The 16,301-nt window shown below is 75.0% G+C and carries 16 protein-coding genes; 10 read left to right on the top strand and 6 right to left on the bottom strand.

The features are described from left to right. The first annotated feature begins 233 nt into the window (after positions 1–233). From AB0H83_RS10135 to AB0H83_RS10100, 8 genes are all read left to right on the top strand, one after another. The gene (locus AB0H83_RS10135; RefSeq protein WP_360089966.1) at positions 234–995 is read left to right on the top strand and encodes an alpha/beta fold hydrolase; all 762 of its coding nucleotides are present in this window, start codon (positions 234–236) and stop codon (positions 993–995) included. A gap of 73 nt (positions 996–1,068) precedes the next feature. Beyond that, complete coding sequence (locus tag AB0H83_RS10130; protein WP_360089963.1) at positions 1,069–3,258, top strand: acyl-CoA dehydrogenase family protein; 2,190 nt, start codon at positions 1,069–1,071, stop codon at positions 3,256–3,258. A gap of 64 nt (positions 3,259–3,322) precedes the next feature. Next, complete coding sequence (locus AB0H83_RS10125; protein ID WP_360089960.1) at positions 3,323–3,904, top strand: TetR/AcrR family transcriptional regulator; 582 nt, start codon at positions 3,323–3,325, stop codon at positions 3,902–3,904. A 61-nt stretch (positions 3,905–3,965) separates the two neighbouring features. Then, positions 3,966–4,922 carry an alpha/beta fold hydrolase gene (locus AB0H83_RS10120; RefSeq protein ID WP_360089957.1) on the top strand — a complete coding sequence of 319 codons (957 nt, stop codon included), beginning with the start codon at positions 3,966–3,968 and terminating at the stop codon, positions 4,920–4,922. 130 nt (positions 4,923–5,052) lie between these two features. Beyond that, entirely contained in the window at positions 5,053–6,330 is a 1,278-nt protein-coding gene (locus tag AB0H83_RS10115) for a YqgE/AlgH family protein (RefSeq protein WP_360089954.1), read from the top strand. A 4-nt stretch (positions 6,331–6,334) separates the two neighbouring features. Next, complete coding sequence (locus tag AB0H83_RS10110) at positions 6,335–8,362, top strand: hypothetical protein (protein ID WP_360089951.1); 2,028 nt, start codon at positions 6,335–6,337, stop codon at positions 8,360–8,362. Between the two features lie 84 nt (positions 8,363–8,446). Continuing rightward, complete coding sequence (locus AB0H83_RS10105) at positions 8,447–8,821, top strand: hypothetical protein (protein ID WP_360089948.1); 375 nt, start codon at positions 8,447–8,449, stop codon at positions 8,819–8,821. A gap of 47 nt (positions 8,822–8,868) precedes the next feature. Next, complete coding sequence (locus AB0H83_RS10100) at positions 8,869–9,891, top strand: radical SAM protein (protein WP_360089945.1); 1,023 nt, start codon at positions 8,869–8,871, stop codon at positions 9,889–9,891. 39 nt (positions 9,892–9,930) lie between these two features. Here the strand turns inward: AB0H83_RS10100 and AB0H83_RS10095 are convergent, their stop codons facing one another. Further along, positions 9,931–10,485, bottom strand: a complete 555-nt coding sequence (locus AB0H83_RS10095) for a CYTH domain-containing protein (RefSeq protein WP_360089942.1) — start codon at positions 10,483–10,485, stop codon at positions 9,931–9,933. Positions 10,486–10,515: 30 nt separating this feature from the next. Between AB0H83_RS10095 and AB0H83_RS10090 the strand changes: the two genes are divergently transcribed. Beyond that, positions 10,516–10,806 (top strand): hypothetical protein, encoded by a 291-nt coding sequence (locus tag AB0H83_RS10090; RefSeq protein WP_360089939.1) that lies wholly within the window; start codon positions 10,516–10,518, stop codon positions 10,804–10,806. A gap of 54 nt (positions 10,807–10,860) precedes the next feature. On the opposite strand, the gene AB0H83_RS10085 is transcribed toward AB0H83_RS10090, so the two are convergent. From AB0H83_RS10085 to AB0H83_RS10070, 4 genes are all read right to left on the bottom strand, one after another. After that, positions 10,861–11,172 (bottom strand): trypco2 family protein, encoded by a 312-nt coding sequence (locus AB0H83_RS10085; protein WP_360089936.1) that lies wholly within the window; start codon positions 11,170–11,172, stop codon positions 10,861–10,863. Between the two features lie 102 nt (positions 11,173–11,274). After that, positions 11,275–12,963: an insulinase family protein gene (locus AB0H83_RS10080; protein WP_360089933.1), complete on the bottom strand. Its 1,689-nt coding sequence runs from the start codon at positions 12,961–12,963 to the stop codon at positions 11,275–11,277. Beyond that, positions 12,960–13,910: a hypothetical protein gene (locus AB0H83_RS10075; RefSeq protein WP_360089930.1), complete on the bottom strand. Its 951-nt coding sequence runs from the start codon at positions 13,908–13,910 to the stop codon at positions 12,960–12,962. The genes AB0H83_RS10080 and AB0H83_RS10075 overlap by 4 nt, the downstream gene beginning before the upstream one ends. A 40-nt stretch (positions 13,911–13,950) precedes the next feature. Then, on the bottom strand, positions 13,951–14,580 hold the full coding sequence (locus tag AB0H83_RS10070) for a TetR/AcrR family transcriptional regulator (RefSeq protein ID WP_360089927.1): 630 nt from the start codon (positions 14,578–14,580) through the stop codon (positions 13,951–13,953). An 80-nt stretch (positions 14,581–14,660) separates the two neighbouring features. On the opposite strand from AB0H83_RS10070, the gene AB0H83_RS10065 reads away from it, so the two are divergent. Beyond that, entirely contained in the window at positions 14,661–15,710 is a 1,050-nt protein-coding gene (locus tag AB0H83_RS10065) for a hypothetical protein (RefSeq protein ID WP_360089924.1), read from the top strand. Here AB0H83_RS10065 and AB0H83_RS10060 read toward each other — a convergent pair. Next, on the bottom strand, positions 15,700–16,293 hold the full coding sequence (locus AB0H83_RS10060) for a hypothetical protein (protein WP_360089921.1): 594 nt from the start codon (positions 16,291–16,293) through the stop codon (positions 15,700–15,702). The two genes, AB0H83_RS10065 and AB0H83_RS10060, sit on opposite strands and share 11 nt — an antisense overlap. Between the last annotated feature and the right edge of the window lie 8 nt (positions 16,294–16,301).

Below are 16,301 nucleotides of genomic sequence, written 5' to 3'. Positions count from 1 at the left end.
ACCATGGGTGCAGTTTTGGCTCAGGCCGGCGCCGGAGCGTAGCGGAGGTGACGGCGTGAGCGGTCCGGAGCGTAGCGGAGGAGCCGCGAACCATGGGTGCAGTTTCGGCTCGCGGCGGCGCCGGAGCGCAGCGGAGGTGACGGCGTGAGCGGTCCGGAGCGTAGCGGAGGAGCCGCGAACCATGGGCTCAGTCTTGGCTCGCGGCGGCGCCGGAGCGCAGCGGAGGTGACGGCGTGAGCGGGCAGCAGACTTTCCGGAGCGACGCACGGCTGTGGTTCGACCGCCGCTTCCAGTCCGCCACCGCGACCCACAGCCTGTACTGCTTCCCGTTCGCCGGCGGCTCCGCCACCTACTACGCCGCCTGGGACCGGTACTTCACCGGCCGGGTGGAGCTGGTGCCGGTGCAGCTGCCGGGGCGCGGCGCGAGGATGACCGAGCCACCGGCCACCGACCTGTGCGCCCTCGCCGACGAGCTCGCCGAGGTCATCGCCGGCGAGCCGACCGAGGCGATGCTGTTCGGCCACAGCATGGGCGCCATCCTGGCGTTCGAGGTCGGCCGGCGGCTCACCGCCATGGGACGCCCCGCCCGGCACCTGTTCGTCACCGGCCGGCCCGCGCCGCCGATCGTGCGCCCCCGCGAGCCGGTCAGCGGCCTGCCCCGCGCCGAGTTCCTGCGGATGCTGCGCGACTACGGCGCCGCCGACGAGGCGGTGTTCGCCCACGACGACCTGCTGGACCTGCTCATCCCGATGATCCGGGCGGACTTCGCGATGATCGAGAACTACCGGCGCCGGCCGGGACCGCGACTGACCTGCCCGGTCACCGCGTGGTGCGGCGACGACGACCCCGGGGTGCCGCCGTCGGCGATGGTGCCGTGGGGCGACGAGACGTCCGGGCCGTTCACGCTGACGGTGCTGCCGGGCGGGCACTTCTTCCTCACCGAGCACCACGCCGCGGTCGCGCGGTGCGTCAACACCGCGATCCGGGGTCTTTGAGCGCCGCCGGTGGCGCTTCTCGAACCGCTGTCGCAAGCCGCTGTCGCAAGCCGCTGTCGTAAGGAGGCAGAGCATGGATTTCGATGTGCCACAGGAGACCGCCGACTTCGCCGCGGAGGTGGACGCGGTCCTGCGCTCGCCGGAGACGGCACGGCTGCTGCAGGACGTGCGGGCCCGGCGCGACGGCATGGACGGCGACGTGCGCCCGCTGTACCGGCACCTCGGCAGCGCCGGCATCCTCGCGCCCTCGTGGCCCGTCGAGTACGGCGGCCGCGGCCTGGACTACACCGCGACCGTGACGCTGCTGGAGCAGCTCGTCGCCCGCGGGATCCCGCAGAACCTGTACTGCATCTCGGTGCAGAACGTCGGCTCGCTGATCCTGGCTTCCGGCAACGAGCAGCAGCGCCGCACGCTGCTGCCGGCGATGGCGAGCGCGCAGACCACCGCGTGCATCCTGTTCACCGAGCCGACGAACGGCTCCGACCTCGCCGCGCTGACCACCACCGCGGTCCGCGACGGCGACGGCTGGGTCATCAACGGGCGCAAGACCTACAACCTCAAGAGCGCCTACGCCGACTTCGCGCTCATCGCGGTGCGCACCGACCCGCAGGCCAGCCAGTACGAGGGCATCACCCTCTTCCTCGTGCCGCTGGACGCGCCCGGCGTGGTCATCCGCCCGATCCCGAGCATGGCCAACGAGCAGTTCCACGACATCTGGTTCACCGACGTGCGGGTCGAGGACTCCGCGGTGTTCGGCAGGGCCGGCGCCGGCTGGTCGCTGATCACCCAGATGTTCGCCGCGGAACGCACCGGCCTGGACTACTACGCCCGCGGCCGGCACTGGCTGAACATGATCGCCGAACGCCTCGACCCGCACGGCGACCGGGTCGGCCTGGCCCGCCACCGTACCCGGCTGGCCGCCAGCAAGCTGCTCAGCTGCCAGGTCATGCAGAACCTGCAGGAGGGCAACGCCGACATCGCCGAGTCGTCCTTCGCCAAGTGGCACTGCAGCGAGACCGCGCAGCGCATCGCCTGGTGGTCCCTGGACGCGCTCGGCCCCGACGCGCTGGTGCCCGGGCCCGACACCGGCGACCGCATCCTGGAGGCGGCGCTGCGCGAGGCGCCCGGGGTCACCATCTCCGGCGGGGCCTCCGAGGTGATGCTGGACATCCTCAGCAGCGCACGGGTGAGCGCCGCCGGCAGCGCGCCCGGGCCGCGCCTGGATCCGTTGCAGCGGCGCCTGCACGACGCGGTGGACGCCGTGCTCACCCACACGGGCGACCTGTCCGCGCAGCTGGCGACGATCGGGGTGCCGGCGCTCAACGCACCGGAGCGGCTCGGGGGGCTGGCCCTGGGCCTCAGCGCCGACATCGTCGTCAACGAGCGGCTCGGGTACGCCCTGCAGCCGCTCGGCGGCTACCGCGAGACCGCGTTCGCGCTGGACCTGCTCGCCGACGCCGACGTGCCCGCGGAGGCCGTCGCGGCGCTGTACGAGGGCACGCACCACGCCGTCCTCGTCGGCGTGCGGGCCGCCGCCGGTGTCGCGGGCGGCGCCGCGGGTGCCGTCACGGGTGGCGGCGTACGGGTGAAAGCGGACGGCACGGTGTGGGGCGAGGGTGGCACCGTGTGGGGCGAGTCGGAGCCGCTGCCGCGCAGCAACCCCGGCCTGTGCCTGGTGCACGCCGCCGCCGACGACGGCCGCAGCGCCTGGCACCTGGTGGTCCCCGACCCCGGCACGACGCTGGTCGAGCAGTTCGAGCACTTCGGCACGCCCGCCACGCGGATCCGCTTCGACGGCGCCACCGCCGCGCCGCTGCCGGTGAGCACGGCGCACTGGGACCGCGCGCTCGCCGCCGCCCGGATCCGCCAGGCCGCGCTGCTGCTGGGGATCGCCGACCGCATCCTCGAGGTGGCCAGGGCCCACGTCAACACCCGCATCCAATCCGGCCGGCCGCTGGTGGAGCGCCAGACGGTCGCGCACCGCCTGGCCCTGCTCATGGGCGAGGCGGACGGCTGGCGGCTGGTGTTGCACAAGGCCGCCTGGGACCACGACCGGGGCGAGCCCACGGCCGCGGCCGCGGTGCTCGCCGCCGTCGCCGAACACGCCCAGGTCGCCAGCCGCACCGCCCTGCAGCTGCACGGGGTGCGCGGCATGCTCGCCCACTCGACCACGGTGACCGCGTACCGCCAGGTGTCCGTCGAGTCGCTGCGCCTGGGCAGCCCGGCCGCCCTGTGGCAGGCCGCCGCCGCGACCGCGCGGTAGCCGGCGGCTTGCCGCGGGCCGCTGCGGGGTTGCTAGAAGCGAACGGTCGTGCTTTTCTAGGTGCATGGGGAAGGGTGAGGAGACCCGCCTCGCGGTGCTGGACGAGGCCGCGCGGGTCGCCCGTGTCGTCGGGCTCGGCGGGCTGACCATCGGCACGCTCGCCGAGCGCACGGCGCTGTCCAAGAGCGGGCTCTTCGGGCACTTCAAGTCCAAGGAGTCGCTGCAGCTGCAGGTCCTCGAGCACGCCAGGGCACGGTTCGTGGACCTGGTGGTCCGGCCGGCGCTCGCGGCGCCGCGCGGGGAGCCCCGGCTGCGGGTGCTCTTCGACGGCTGGCTGCGGTGGCAGTCGGCGCCCGGCGGGTGCCTGTTCGTCACCGCCGCGGCCGAGTTCCACCACCAGTCCGGAGCCGTGCGCGACGAGGTCGTGCGCGGCGAGCGGGACATGCTCGACATGGTCACCACGATGTTCCGGGCCGGCGTCGCCGACGGCGCGTTCCGCCAGGACACCGACCCCGACCAGGCCGCCTGCGAGTTCAACGGCGTCCTGCTCGCCTTCCATCAGGCCTTCCACCTGCTCGAGGACGAGCGGGCCGAGTCGCGTGCCCGGCGCGCGCTGGACGACCTGCTCGCCCGCGTCCGCACCTGATCCGCGTCCGCCGGTGGTCCGCCGGCCGGCGTCGCCACCACCACGCTCACGGAGGAGTCCCATGGCTGTCGAGGCCGTCGCAGCACCGCAAAAAAGCACGAACGATCGGTTTTTTCAGGCGCCGCGCCCGATACGGGTAGCCTTCGGCGTCCTCGAACGCGCCGCGCCAGCGCTCGGCGCGCGGTGGGCCGAGCGGCTCTGGTTCCAGCTGCCGAAGCGGGCCACCCGGGCGGCGCTGGCCGACTCCCCGGCGGCCCCGGCGCTGCCGGGGCGGCCGTTCACCGTCAAGGCCGGCACCACGGACGTCGCCGGTGTCGCCTGGGGCGAGGGGCCGGCGGTGTACCTGCTGCACGGCTGGGCCGGGCACCGCGGCCAGCTGGAGGCGCTCGTGCCGGGCCTGGTCGACCGGGGCTTCACGGCCGTCGCGTTCGACGCGCCGAGCCACGGGCGGTCCGGGCCCGGCGCGTACGGACCCAGGTCGTCGTCGATCCCGGAGTTCGCCGCGGCGCTGGAGGCCGTCGTGGCCGCGCACGGGCCCGCGGCGGGCATCGTCGCGCACTCGCTCGGCTCGGTCGCGGCAACCGTCGCGATGTGCGACGGGCTGCGGGCCGGCCGGGTCGTGATGCTCGCCCCGATGGCCAGCCCCGCCTCGTACGCCGGCTACTTCGCCCAGGCGCTCGGGTTCGGTCCGCGCATCCTGTCCCGGCTCATCCGGCTGGTCGAGCGGCGGGTCGGGGCACCGGTGCACCACTTCGACGTGCCGGAGCTGGGGCGGGCCGTACGGATGCCGCCGACGCTGATCCTGCACGACCGCGCCGACCGGTCCATCCCCGTCGCCGACGGCATCGCGATCGCCGAGGCGTGGCCGACCGCGACGCTGCGGATCACCGAGGGGCTCGGGCACCGGCGGCTGCTGCGGGAGCCGGAGGTCGTCGGCGCCGTCGTCGACTTCATCGACGGCAAGGAGCCCGACGGGGGCGCGGAGCCCGGGAGCAGGGGGAAGACCGCCGACCGGTAGCCCCGCGGATGCACCGAGGGGCATGGACCGTATACCCTCGGTGCCGACGACGTGGGTCGATGGAAGGTGGCGTGGTGCGGGTGCGGGACGTTTCCGGGGACGGCGGCCGGCGGCTCGGCGAGCCCGCGTCTTGACGCACCTGTCCGACCCGCGGCGGTCGCGCGTGGTGCTGGTCGGGTCCAGCACCTACGACAACTTCCCGGCCATCCCGGCGGTCACCAACAACCTCACCGCACTGCGGGACGTCCTCATCGACCCGCAGCGGTGGGGGCTGGACCCCGACGCGTGCCGGGTCGTGCACAACCCGGAGACCCCGCGCGACGTCCACGCCGTGATGCGCCGCGCCGCCGCCGAGGTCGACGTGTCAGGGCTGCTGCTGCTGTACTTCGCCGGCCACGGCGTCATCGACCCCGACACCGGCGTGCTGCACCTCGCGGTCGGCCAGACGATGCCGGACTCGGCGTACTCCAGCGCCGTGCCGTTCGACTGGGTGCGCCGCCTGGTGCAGGGCAGCCGCAGCGCGCACCGTGTCGTCGTCCTCGACTGCTGCTACGCCGGGCGGGCCATCCCGGGACTCGGCGCCGCCGACGACGCCGCGCTCGCCACGCAGGTCGAGATCGACCGCAGCTGCGTGCTGGTGGCCGCGTCCGGCAACCGGGTGGCCCTCGCGCCGCCCGACGAGCCGCTCACCGCGTTCACCGGCGTGCTCGTCGAGCTGCTGCGCGACGGCGTCGACGGCGGGCCGCAACTGCTGGACCTCGGCACCCTGCACGACGAGATCCGGCGGGTCCAGCGCGCCCGCGGCCGGCCGATCCCGGAGCTGCGCGCTCGCAACGGCGGCGACCGCATCCCGCTCGTGGTCAACGCCCGCCGGGCGGCCCGCCCCGCCGACGCGCCGGCCCGGCCGCCGCACCCCGAGTCGCCGCGCGCCGACAGCTCCCTCGTCGGGCGGGTCCTGCGCGGCGGCGCCACCACCACCGACCCGGAGCTCGACGGGGCCGTCGCGATCCTCGCCCACTCGCCGATCGAGGGCGCCATCGGCGTGCGGCTCGACCGCCCCGCCAGCCGCTCGCCCGCGCACGTGCTCGGCGACGAGCTGGCCGCGTCGCTGCACGTGCCGGCGGTCCTGGACGGCGGGCCGGTCCGCGACGTGGTGCTGCTGCTGGCCGTGCTGCGTCCCGGCGCCACCCCGCCGGCCGGCTGGCGGGTCCTCGGGCGGGAGCTCGTCGTCATGCCCCTCGACGCGGATCCCGCGCAGGCGGAGTCGGCGGTCGCCGCGGCGTACCTGTTCGTCGGCTACCTCGGCTGGCGCCCCCAGCAGCTGGAAGGTGAGCTGGCCACCGGCGACCTCGTCGACACCGGCACCGACCTCGCCACCTGGCTCGACAACCCTTCGCAGGGCTGGTGAGCGCGTGACCGGTACCGAACAGAGCCTGGTGAACCGGCTGGTCACCACCATCCGGCAGGGGCGTGACGTCACCCTCGTGCTGGGCTCCGGCCTGACCGCCCGGGTCGTGCCCGGCGTGGCGCGGATGGTCGAGCTGGCCGACGAGTTCGTCGGGCAGGCGCTGCAGAACACCGACCTGCAGGCGGCGCTCGCCGAGCTGCGCGCCACCCGCCGCGACGCGGCCCTCTACACCGCCTACCGGCGCGCGTTCACCGAGTGGCTGTCCCCGGTCGAGTTCGACATCGTCGTGCAGCGGGCCACCCTCGAGGCGTACCGCCCGGCCCGCACCGCCGCCGGCTGGGAGCGCGTCGGCTACCACCGCGGGGTGCAGCTGGAGGAGGACCGCGACGCGTGGTCGTTGCCGCCGGGGGTACTGGCCCTCGGCGAGCTCCTCGCCGGCCTGCCGGACCGGTTCCAGCGCCGGGTCGTCACCACGAACTTCGACCCGCTCATCGAGATCGCGGTGCGCCGGGCCGGCGGGACCGCGCGCAGCCTCACCCTGCGGCGTGACGGCACGTTCACCGGGCCGCTCGGCCCGGCCGACGGCATCGACGTGCTGCACCTGCACGGGTACTGGCGGCCCACGTCGGAGTCCGACGAGCGGTCGCTGCTGCACGACCCGGAGCCGCTGCGGGCCGACGACACCGCGCTCGTCGGCGCGCTCGCCGAGGCGCTGCGCGGCGACACGCTCTGCGTGGCCGGGTACCCGCCGGGCCGCAACGACGCGCTGACCCGTGCGGTCCAGGAGCAGTCCGACGTGCTGTGGGCCCGGCACGACGAGAACGCGTCGCCGGTCGGCGCGGCGCTGATCTACACCGGCGTCGACGTCGACCGGCTGTTCCCGGCGGTCCGCCGCGGCCTGGCCACCCTGCCCGCCCCGCCGGGCCGCGCGGAGCAGCCGCCGCCCCCGCCGGAGCCGGCCGGGCAGCCGGCAGCGCCCGCCGGGACCGCGCTGCACCGGGTACACCTGCCGACCCTCGAAGCGGTCCTCGGCACCCGGCCGTCGGCGGTGGAGCTGCTGCGGCAGCTGGACTACGAGTTTCGCTGGCGGCGCGTCGACGACACCCCGGACACGCAGCTGGACCTGGTCTTCTGGCCGGTACGGCTGCGCCAGCCCACCCTCATCTACGCGGTGCAGGCGACCGTCGCCGCGGCGCTGTCGGCGCGGGGCGTCCGGGTCGTGCTGTGCTTCGACGACCTGGCCGGCGACCAGCACACCCGCAGCTGGCGGGTTCGCTTCACCGACGAGGTCGAGCGCTGGTTCGCCCTGGTCGAGGGCGCCCGGCCGCCGGAGGTCGACTCACTGATGTCGTTCTGCTCGCCCGGCCGCGTCGCCGAGCGGCTGCAGGACCCGGAGCTGCTGCGCCGCCCGACACACCCGTGGGCGGTGCAGCTGGAGTACTACCGCGGCGACCGGATGATCCTCGACGTCGCCCGCGCGGCCAAGGCGTTCCCGGGCGTCGTCGACCTGGACATCGACGACGCCATGGTCGGCGCGCAGATCCGCACCACCCGCGCCGAGCGGCTGATGAGCACCCCGGCGATCTGGGCGTACCTGCAGTACCTGCTGCGCGACACCCGGCCCGAGGCGGTCATGACCCTCGGCGGCGAGGACGAGGCCGTCATGTGGGACCAGTGGCACGACACGTTCCCCGACGCGGTCGGCCACCTCTTCCACCCGGTGATGGCCAACGTCCGGCAGGACGCGCGGATGCTCGGCGCCCGCAGCTTCCGCGAAGTCGAGGACCACCTGCGCAAGGCGATGCGGCTGGCGAGCTGGGACCGGGAGGACCACTACCTGCACTGGATCGTCCAGCACGCGGTCGTGCTGCACCGGTACCTGCGCAACCGGCCGCCGCTGTCGTACGACGGCCGCCTGCTCGACTCGTGGGAGACGATCCGCGCGGCGCTGCTCGACGCCCGGCTGCGCCCCGGCACGCTGCGGGTGATCGCCCGCGAGGTCGCGGCGCTGCTGATGCACGAGTCGGTGTGACCGGCGCGCCGGCCCCGGTGGTCCCGGGCGGGTCGGGCTGATCGGCCCATGCGCGCCGCCGCACCCGCGGGTACCGTCGAGGACATGGGCGCTTCCCCCGCCGTGGCCGACCCGGTCGCCGACGACGCAGCTCAGGACGACCTGGTCCTGCTCGACACCGCGGAGCAGGTCTGGGGCCCCGACCTGCTGGCATATCTGCTCGGCGCGGGGCTCGACGCGCCGCTGGCCGGCTGGTCCGCCGAGACCGCACTGCAGGACCCCGCCGCCCGCGCCCGGCTGCACTGCGCGCTGGAGGTGCAGCGGCTGTTCGACCTGGGCAGCGTCGCCCGCGCCTGGGCCCGCGACCTGCACCCGGCGCTGGGCTTCCGCAGCCCGGCGAGCGTGATCCGCACCGGCGACGAGCACGAGCGCCGCACGGTGCTGGAGCTCGCCGAGCGCGACTCGCTCAAGCCGCGCTGACCCGGTTCTGCCACGGACCGGCCCCGGGCGATGGCATGATTCGCCGCGTGACCCGGCTTGCCGCCTCGCCGCTCAGGCCATCCGCCGTGCGGCTCAGGCCCTCCGCCTCGGAGCTCAGGCTCTCCGCCTCGGACTTCAAGCTCGACAGCATCGACCTGTACATCACGTCGCGGTGCAACCGCCGCTGCTCGTACTGCTTCCTGCCCGACACCTACTTCGACCGCACCCAGCACATGACGCCGGCGACGGTCGCCGCGATCGTCGCCTGGGCCGCCGGGGCGGCCAGCGAGATCACCGTCCTGGGCGGCGAGCCGGCCCTGCACCCCGGGTTCGCGTCCATCGTGCGGGACACGGCGGCCGCGATCCGGGTCCGTACCGTCACCAACGGCAGCCGGCACTTCCGGGCCGTCCTGCCCGACGTGCACGCGGCGCTGAGCCGGGTCGCGGTCAGCCTCGACGCGCCGTCGGCCACGGTGGTCGACCGCCTGCGCGGCCGGGGAGCCTTCGCCGACGCGGTGGCGACCGTCGAGGAGCTGCGCGCCGCCGGCATGCCGTTCGACCTGAACTGCACGGTGCTGGCCGACACGCTCGACTCGGTGCAGGACATGCTCGCCTACGCCGAGGCCAGCGGCGCCGGCCGGCTCAACATGCACTGGTTCTCACCCGTCGGCCGGGGCGCCCTGCACGCCGCCGGCCAGTCGGTGCCGGCCGCCGAGTGGCGCCGCCGGGTGCTGGACGTCGTCGCCGCGTACCGCCCGGAGCGCCAGTCGTTCACCGTCGACTGCCAGGTCGCGTTCGACTTCCCGGTGCCCGGCGCCGACCGCGGCACCTGCGCCGTGCGCGACCGCACCAACCTGCAGTTCCTGCCCAGCGGGGCGGTCTTCGCGTGCGGCATGCTCCTGGAGGACGAGGCGCTCGCGGCGTACCAGTGGCAGGACGGCGCCCTGGTCCGCCGCGACGGCGACACCGAGCTGGCCCGCACCGCGCCGCCGTGCGCGGGCTGCCCGCTGCGATCGGCGGACGGCGGCCACGGCCCGATCTGCATCTACAACCGGCTGGCGGTGGTCTGACCCTTCGTGGGAACCGGACGGTCGGGCGCTCGCGGGAGGTCAGAACGTCAGCTCGCGCGCGTCGGGGCGGCCGTGCGCGCGCAGCCAGGCGGCGGCCAGCTCCGCGTAGTTGCGCGGCTCGGGCGGCCCGATCAGCCCCGTGACCTGCCGCCGGGCGAGGGTGATCAGCGCCGGGTCGCCCTCGAACTCGACGTACGTGCCCACCCGCGGCAACTCGTCGACGGCGACGACCAGCCCGTCGCGGCGGAACTCGCGCCGCCGCTTCGCCAGCCGCCACACCACCACGAGCCCCTGCCGGGCGAAGGCGTCGCGGGCGTCGCCGCCGGCCGGGAACTCCACCTCGACCCGCCGGTAGGTGCCGTCGTCCGCGTACGAGCGCGGACCCTTGAACCCGGCGGTGACGACCCCGGCGACCACCCGCAGCCGGGCCACCAGGTCCTGCCGTCGCAGCTGCCCGTCGGGGGTGTCGTAGTACTCGTCGAGCTGCTCCTGCTCCGGTGCCGCCCGGAACCCCAGCGCCCCGAGCCGGTCGGCGAGCTCGCCGGGATCCGGCACGGGATGCTTGCTCTCGACCTCATCCACCCCGCCGGTCACCCCACCATGCTACGGCCCTATCCTGCGCGCATGATCATTGTCGATGGGCAGTCCAACGAGCGCCTCGTGCTGGACGGTGCCTGGTTCGAGAAGCAGCGCGGCGCCCAGTCCGTCACCCGCACCCCGGCCGCGACGTTCCGTGGCGCCCAGTGGAACGCCATCGAACGCCGCGTCAGCCTGTTCGGCCGCGAGAAGGAGCGGCTCGCCCAGGTCACCCTGACCTTCGAGGGCAGCGGCTTCGTCGGGTTCGTCACCGAGGAGGCCAAGCGCCCCGCCCTCGAGGCCCTGGTCGCCGCCCTCGAGACGGCCGCCGCCGGCTGAGCGACGCGTTGCCGAACCGCCGCACCTGCACGATGCGGCGGCCGTCCAGGCGGGCTACTCCTCGTCGGGCAGGGCCGCACCGGAGATCGTCGCCGGCCTGCCCGGCTCGTCGGCCCGGATCGGGCGCAGCTTCAACGCGAGCTTCTGCGTGACGACCGAGGTGCGCTTGCTGCCGGCGTTGCCGTCGAGCACCCAGAACCGGACCTTCACCCCGTCCTCACGGACGCGTTCCATGGCCACGGTCAGCTCCAGGTCGACCGACTCGGCCTCGAACCTCAGATCGGCGTGCTCACCGGCCCACATCGCCCGGCTCAGCTCGTGCCGCAACTGCCAGATCACATCCGCCAACTGGATGGCGTCGTCCACGGCACAACCCCCTGACACATCGACCGGCCCGGCTGGACCAGCATGCCCTGACGGACCGCCGCGCGCGACCCGGCGCGCCCCTTGAAAGTCCCGGCCGGGCGGTCACCTGGATCTGCGGCGCGGCCAGAAGCGCACGCCGAGGACCGCCACGGCGACCAGCGCCGGCCAGGACCGCAGGTCGACGGCGAGGGCGACCGCGACCGCGCCCGCGAGCCCCAGCAGCATCGTCGTCACCACGCCGCCGGTACCGCGGCCGAGCAGCTTCGAGCGGTCCACCCGGGCGCGCAGCCGCACGCGGGCGCGGCGCACCCTGGAGCGCAGGCTGGTGATGCGCGACAGGCGGGGGATCCCGTCGGGGTCGCGGGCCGGCATGTCGACGACGAGCCCCGGCGGGACCGCCGCCTCGATCGCGGCGGTGACCTGTGCGGGCAGCGGGAAGAACGAGGGCTCGATGTGGACGGCGACGCCGTCGGCGCCGAGCAGCCGGCGGGCGCCGTCGGGCCAGCGCAGCAGCGCCACGCAGTCGGCGTACAGGACCGTGAGCGGGCCGGGCGGCGCGCTGAGGCTGACCCCGTCCGCGGCGTGCACGAGCGCCACGTCGGGGTCCACCCTGGACCGGAACCGGCGGCCGGTGACGCTGAACCGCGACAGCTGCGGCGCCGCCTCGAACCCGGCCGGCGGCATGTCGACCCCGCGCGGCAGCATGAGCAGCGCCGAGCCGTGCACGGCGCGGCCGACGTCACGCACGTCGGCCGTGGTGACCCGCTCCAGCTCGTCGGTGGTTTCGGCAGCGGTACGGCCGGCGAACCCGCACAGCAGGTCGGTGGCACGACGGGGCAGGGTCCTGGCGTCGGCCTCCGGGTCGCGGACGGCCTCCAGCGCCAGGGCGCGGACCGCGTCGAGCTCGCCGGGGTCGAGGTCGGTGTCCCGCAGCCGGCGCAGCTGCGCGGCGAAGTGCTCCACGACCGCCGCCTCGTCGCCGTCGCGGGTGTCGGCCACAGCGGTGACCACGGCCGTGGGGCGGCCGTCGGTGCTGTAGTCCGTCGCCGTCGTGTAGGACAGGCCCCGCTCCTGGCGCAGCTCGCGGAACAGCGCCCGCTCCAGCGCGCGGGTGTAGACGGTGGCCGCGGCGGTGCGCGGTACCAGCGCATCCAGGACCAGGACGGACGCGCCGCCGGGAAACGCGGCCGGCTGCAACGGCAGCGCCGACGACGCGGCCGGCAGCGGGTGGCGCGGGCCGTCGGGCAGCTCCAGGCGCAGCCCCGCCGGCACGTCGGTGCCGGTGAGCCACAGCACGGCGTTGCCCCGGGTGAAGCGGGTGGCGGCCCACTCGGCGACCTGCTCGGCGCCGAGCGTGTGGATGCCGTACGGGGGGAGGCTGATCAGGCCGTAGTCGCGGGCGCCGTGCCGCCAGAACGGCATGGACAGGTTGGCCGCGCCGCCGCGGCCGGCCTCCTCGCTGCCGATCAGCTTGCGCTCCACCGGCAGCCGGTCGACCGGCAGGGCGCGCAGGCCGGCGCAGACCCCGTGCAGGAAGCTGACCACCGCCTCGGGGCTGCCCTGGGTGACGAACTGGGTGGTGGTCGCGGTGGTCAGGCCGTTGTAGTGGTAGTCGGCGACGCCGAGCCGGTGCAGCGCGAGGTGCTCGACCAGGTGCGTGACGCCCACCGTGGCCGCGGTCTCGTCGGCGACGCCGACGCGGAACATCAGCCCGGCGCGCAGCGGACCCGGTGCCGGGGCGAGCAGCACCGGCACCCCGTCGACCTCTGCGTCGATCTGTGCGGCCGTCACCGGGCACCCGCAACGCCGCGCGCCATTCGGAACAGCGCCTTCCAGTCCCGGCTCATCATCTCCCAGCCGTACGGTTTGGCCTGGTTGCCCAGTGCCGCGAAGTGCCGGGCGGCGCGGGGCAGGTCGCCGCCCTCGTACAGGGCGAAGGCGAACGCGCTGTGGGCGCCGACCCAGCCGTGGGTGGGCTCGAAGTCGGGGTGCAGCACCGTGCGGGCCGCGGCGGCGCCGAGCTCCTCGCGGACCTTGCGCTGGTACAGGTAGTCGCGGATGCGGTCGAGCTGGTCGCTGGTGAACGCGTGTTCGATGTGCGCGTCGGCCACCACCGCGCCGCCGAGGGTGCCGGGTGCCGCCGCCTTCAGGCACTCCTGCGCGAAGTCGTGCGCGGCCTGGGTGGAGCCGCCCCACTTCGGGCTCAGGTTCTGGATCATCTGGGCCTGCGCGTGGTACGGCACGTCGCAGTGCTCGGCCGCCCTGTCGTACCGGCGGCGCGCCTCGGCAGGGTCGAACCGCAGCGCCCGGGCGGTGATGACCCGCTGCGTCCAGGCGGCGGCGTTGCCGGGGTCGATGGCCACGGCGTCGGCGAGGAGCCGTTCGGCCCGGGCGAGGTGGTGGTGGAAGACCTGCCACTGCGCCTGGCTGACGTCCGCCGCGTACGCGGCCGTGCGCGCCTGCCAGCCGAGGGTGACGCACCGGGCCCCCAGCAGCGTCCTGGCCAGGGACGAGTCCCGCTCGGTGTCGACGGCCCGCTGCAGGAACCGCTCGCTGCCCTTGACGCCGGCGACGACCCGCACGGCGACGGTGTGGTCGCGGCGGGGTGGCAGCCGGTCGAAGCCGGCGACCACCGCCGTCCAGTCGCCCGCCTTCGCCGCCCGGCGCAGGTCAGCGAGCTCGGGCGCGTGGTCGGTGTCGCTGGTACGCAACGGTTGCAGCAGATCGAGCATCGGCACGGCGGCGATCATACGGACTGATCATGGTGCTGTCCGTCCCTTAATCCGGGCTGCGGTGGCGCACGAGCGGCAGGAACACCTGGTCGACGATGTCGACGAGCACCTCGTCCGGGGCGGTCGGCGCGCCGCGGGTGACGAACTCGTTGCGCAGCAGGACGATCGCGACGGTGGCGACCCTCGGGTGCAGCGCCGACGGGGCCGCCTCGCCCCGGGCGACGGCGCGGCCCAGGACGGTCAGCCACATCGCGGTCATGGCGTCGGCCGACTGGCCCGGCAGCTGCGCCAGGAGGTGCTGCGCACCGCCGGCGGCGGCGAGCAGCTCCCGCAGCACGGCGCCGAGCGGGGAGCTCCAGTGCCGGTTGGCCCGGCGCAGCAGCTCCAGCGCGTCCCCGCGCAGCGTGCCGGTGTCGGGCGGCTCGATGGTCGTGGCGAGCTGCCGGTACGCGGCGACGCCCAGCGCGAGCCGGTCGGGCCAGCGCCGGTAGATGGCGTTCTTGTTGGTGCCGGCCCGCTTCGCGACGCGGTCCATGGTCAGCCCCGCGTAGCCGTGCTCGGTGAGCTCGGCGGCGGCGGCGTGCAGGATCGCGGCCTCCAGGGTCGCGCCCCGCCGCCGGGTCCGCGTCGTGCTGTCCTCGGCCATGCCGTCCTCATGCTCGGTGCGCCAATCCACCCCAGCATCGACTTGACCGCCGCCGCTCGTCAAAATACGGTACGGCGAGTACCTAATGTGGGCGTTCGAAGGAGCTGCACGTGCGAGGCAGGGGCATCACCTACGACACCGGGTTCGTGCGGCACGGCGTGAACTCGCGCCGCCGGTTCGATCCCGACCTGGTCGGCCGGGAGCTGCGCATCATCCGCGACGACCTGCACTGCACCGCGGTCCGCGTGATCGGCGGCGACCCGGAGCGCATCGAGGTCGCCGCCGCGTCCGCCGCCGCGCTGGGCCTGGAGGTGTGGTTCTCGCCGTACCCTCTGGAGCTGGGCCGGCAGGAGCTGCTGGCGCTGTTCGCCGACTGCGCCGACCGGGCGGAGCGGCTGCGCCGGCGCGGCGGCGACATCGTGTTCGTCACCGGCGCCGAGCTCAGCGTCATGCATCCGGGCTTCCTCCCGGGCGACACGCTCGAACAGCGTCTGGAGCTGCTGCGCCGGCCCGAGCGCCTGCGCGAGGTCGTCGCCGGCGTGGGCGCCCGCGTCAACGCCTTCCTCGCCGAGGCGGTCGCCGTGGTCCGGGACAGGTTCGGCGGCCCGGTCACATACGCCTCCGTGCCCATCGACCGCGTCGACTGGACGCCGTTCGACATCGTGTCCATGGACGTGTACCGCTCCGCCTCGATCGCGGGGCAGTTCGCCGGCATGCTCGCCGAGGGTCTGCGCGACCCCGCCCTGCAGGGCAAGCCGGTCGCCGTCACCGAGTTCGGTGCCGCCACGTACGAGGGCGCCGGCGACCGCGGCGCGCAGGGCCTGGACGTCGTCGAGTACGGCGAGCACGGCCCCGTCCGCCTCGACGGCGACTACGTCCGCGACGAGGCCGGCCAGGCCGCCTACCTCGACGAGCTGCTGGACGCCTTCGACACCGCCGGCGTGGACACCGCGTTCGTGTTTCTCTTCGCCCTCTACGACCACCCGCACCGGCCCGACGCCCCCGCCCGCGACGACCTCGACCTGGCCAGCTACGGCATCGTCAAGGTGTTCGAGGACCGGCACGGCACCACGTACCCGGACCTGCCGTGGGAGCCGAAGGCCGCCTTCACCGCCGTCGCCGGGCGCTACGGCAGCTGGTCGGCGCCGGTCAGCCCGTAGACGTTCGAGTCGCGCCGATGCGGCAGCTGCTCGCCCCCCAGTTCGCCAAGGCCGGCGCCTTCGACCTGCCCGACGACGCCGCCGCGCTGCCGGCCCGCTGACGGGCGGCCGAGACGGCGCCCGCGACGGCGAGCCCGGTGACCGTCGCGGCCGCCCCGGCGACCAGTCCGGCCCAGACGGTGCCGGCCGCCTGGTACCAGGGCACGACGTGCGCCTTCACCAGCGACCACGCGTCGGGGTCGCCGCCCCAGTTCGCCGTCACCGGGCTCAGGCGGTGCTCGGCCCAGGCCAGGCCCACCGCCACGGCCGCCGCGACGGCGGCCCGGACGGCCGTGCCGGCCCGCCCGGCCGCCAGCCGCCGGGCGGGCGGCATGAGCGCCGCCAGCAGCGCCAGGTTCAGCAGCGCGAAGCAACCCGCCATCACCCGGCCGGGACCGTCGTAGTTGCCGATGAAGTAGGCGGTGTCGGCGTCCGTCCCCGCCAGGGCCCGGGCGGCGTCCGCGGTGCCGGCGACGCCCGCCAGCCACAGCAGCGGCCCGGCGAGCACCATCAGGATCAGCAGCACCCATCGACCGGCGACCATCGCCCGAT

Source organism: Dactylosporangium sp. NPDC050688 (assembly GCF_040654515.1).
GTDB lineage: Bacteria > Actinomycetota > Actinomycetes > Mycobacteriales > Micromonosporaceae > Dactylosporangium.
This window is presented reverse-complemented; position numbering and strand designations above follow the sequence as displayed.

What these genes read in the sequence shown, in the direction of transcription:
- AB0H83_RS10105 (WP_360089948.1), top strand. Translation starts at nt 8,447, where the DNA reads ATGGGCGCTTCCCCCGCCGTGGCCGACCCGGTCGCCGACGACGCAGCT.
- AB0H83_RS10125 (WP_360089960.1), top strand. Translation starts at nt 3,323, where the DNA reads ATGGGGAAGGGTGAGGAGACCCGCCTCGCGGTGCTGGACGAGGCCGCG.
- AB0H83_RS10090 (WP_360089939.1), top strand. Translation starts at nt 10,516, where the DNA reads ATGATCATTGTCGATGGGCAGTCCAACGAGCGCCTCGTGCTGGACGGT.
- AB0H83_RS10120 (WP_360089957.1), top strand. Translation starts at nt 3,966, where the DNA reads ATGGCTGTCGAGGCCGTCGCAGCACCGCAAAAAAGCACGAACGATCGG.
- AB0H83_RS10130 (WP_360089963.1), top strand. Translation starts at nt 1,069, where the DNA reads ATGGATTTCGATGTGCCACAGGAGACCGCCGACTTCGCCGCGGAGGTG.
- AB0H83_RS10060 (WP_360089921.1), bottom strand. Translation starts at nt 16,293, where the DNA reads ATGGTCGCCGGTCGATGGGTGCTGCTGATCCTGATGGTGCTCGCCGGG.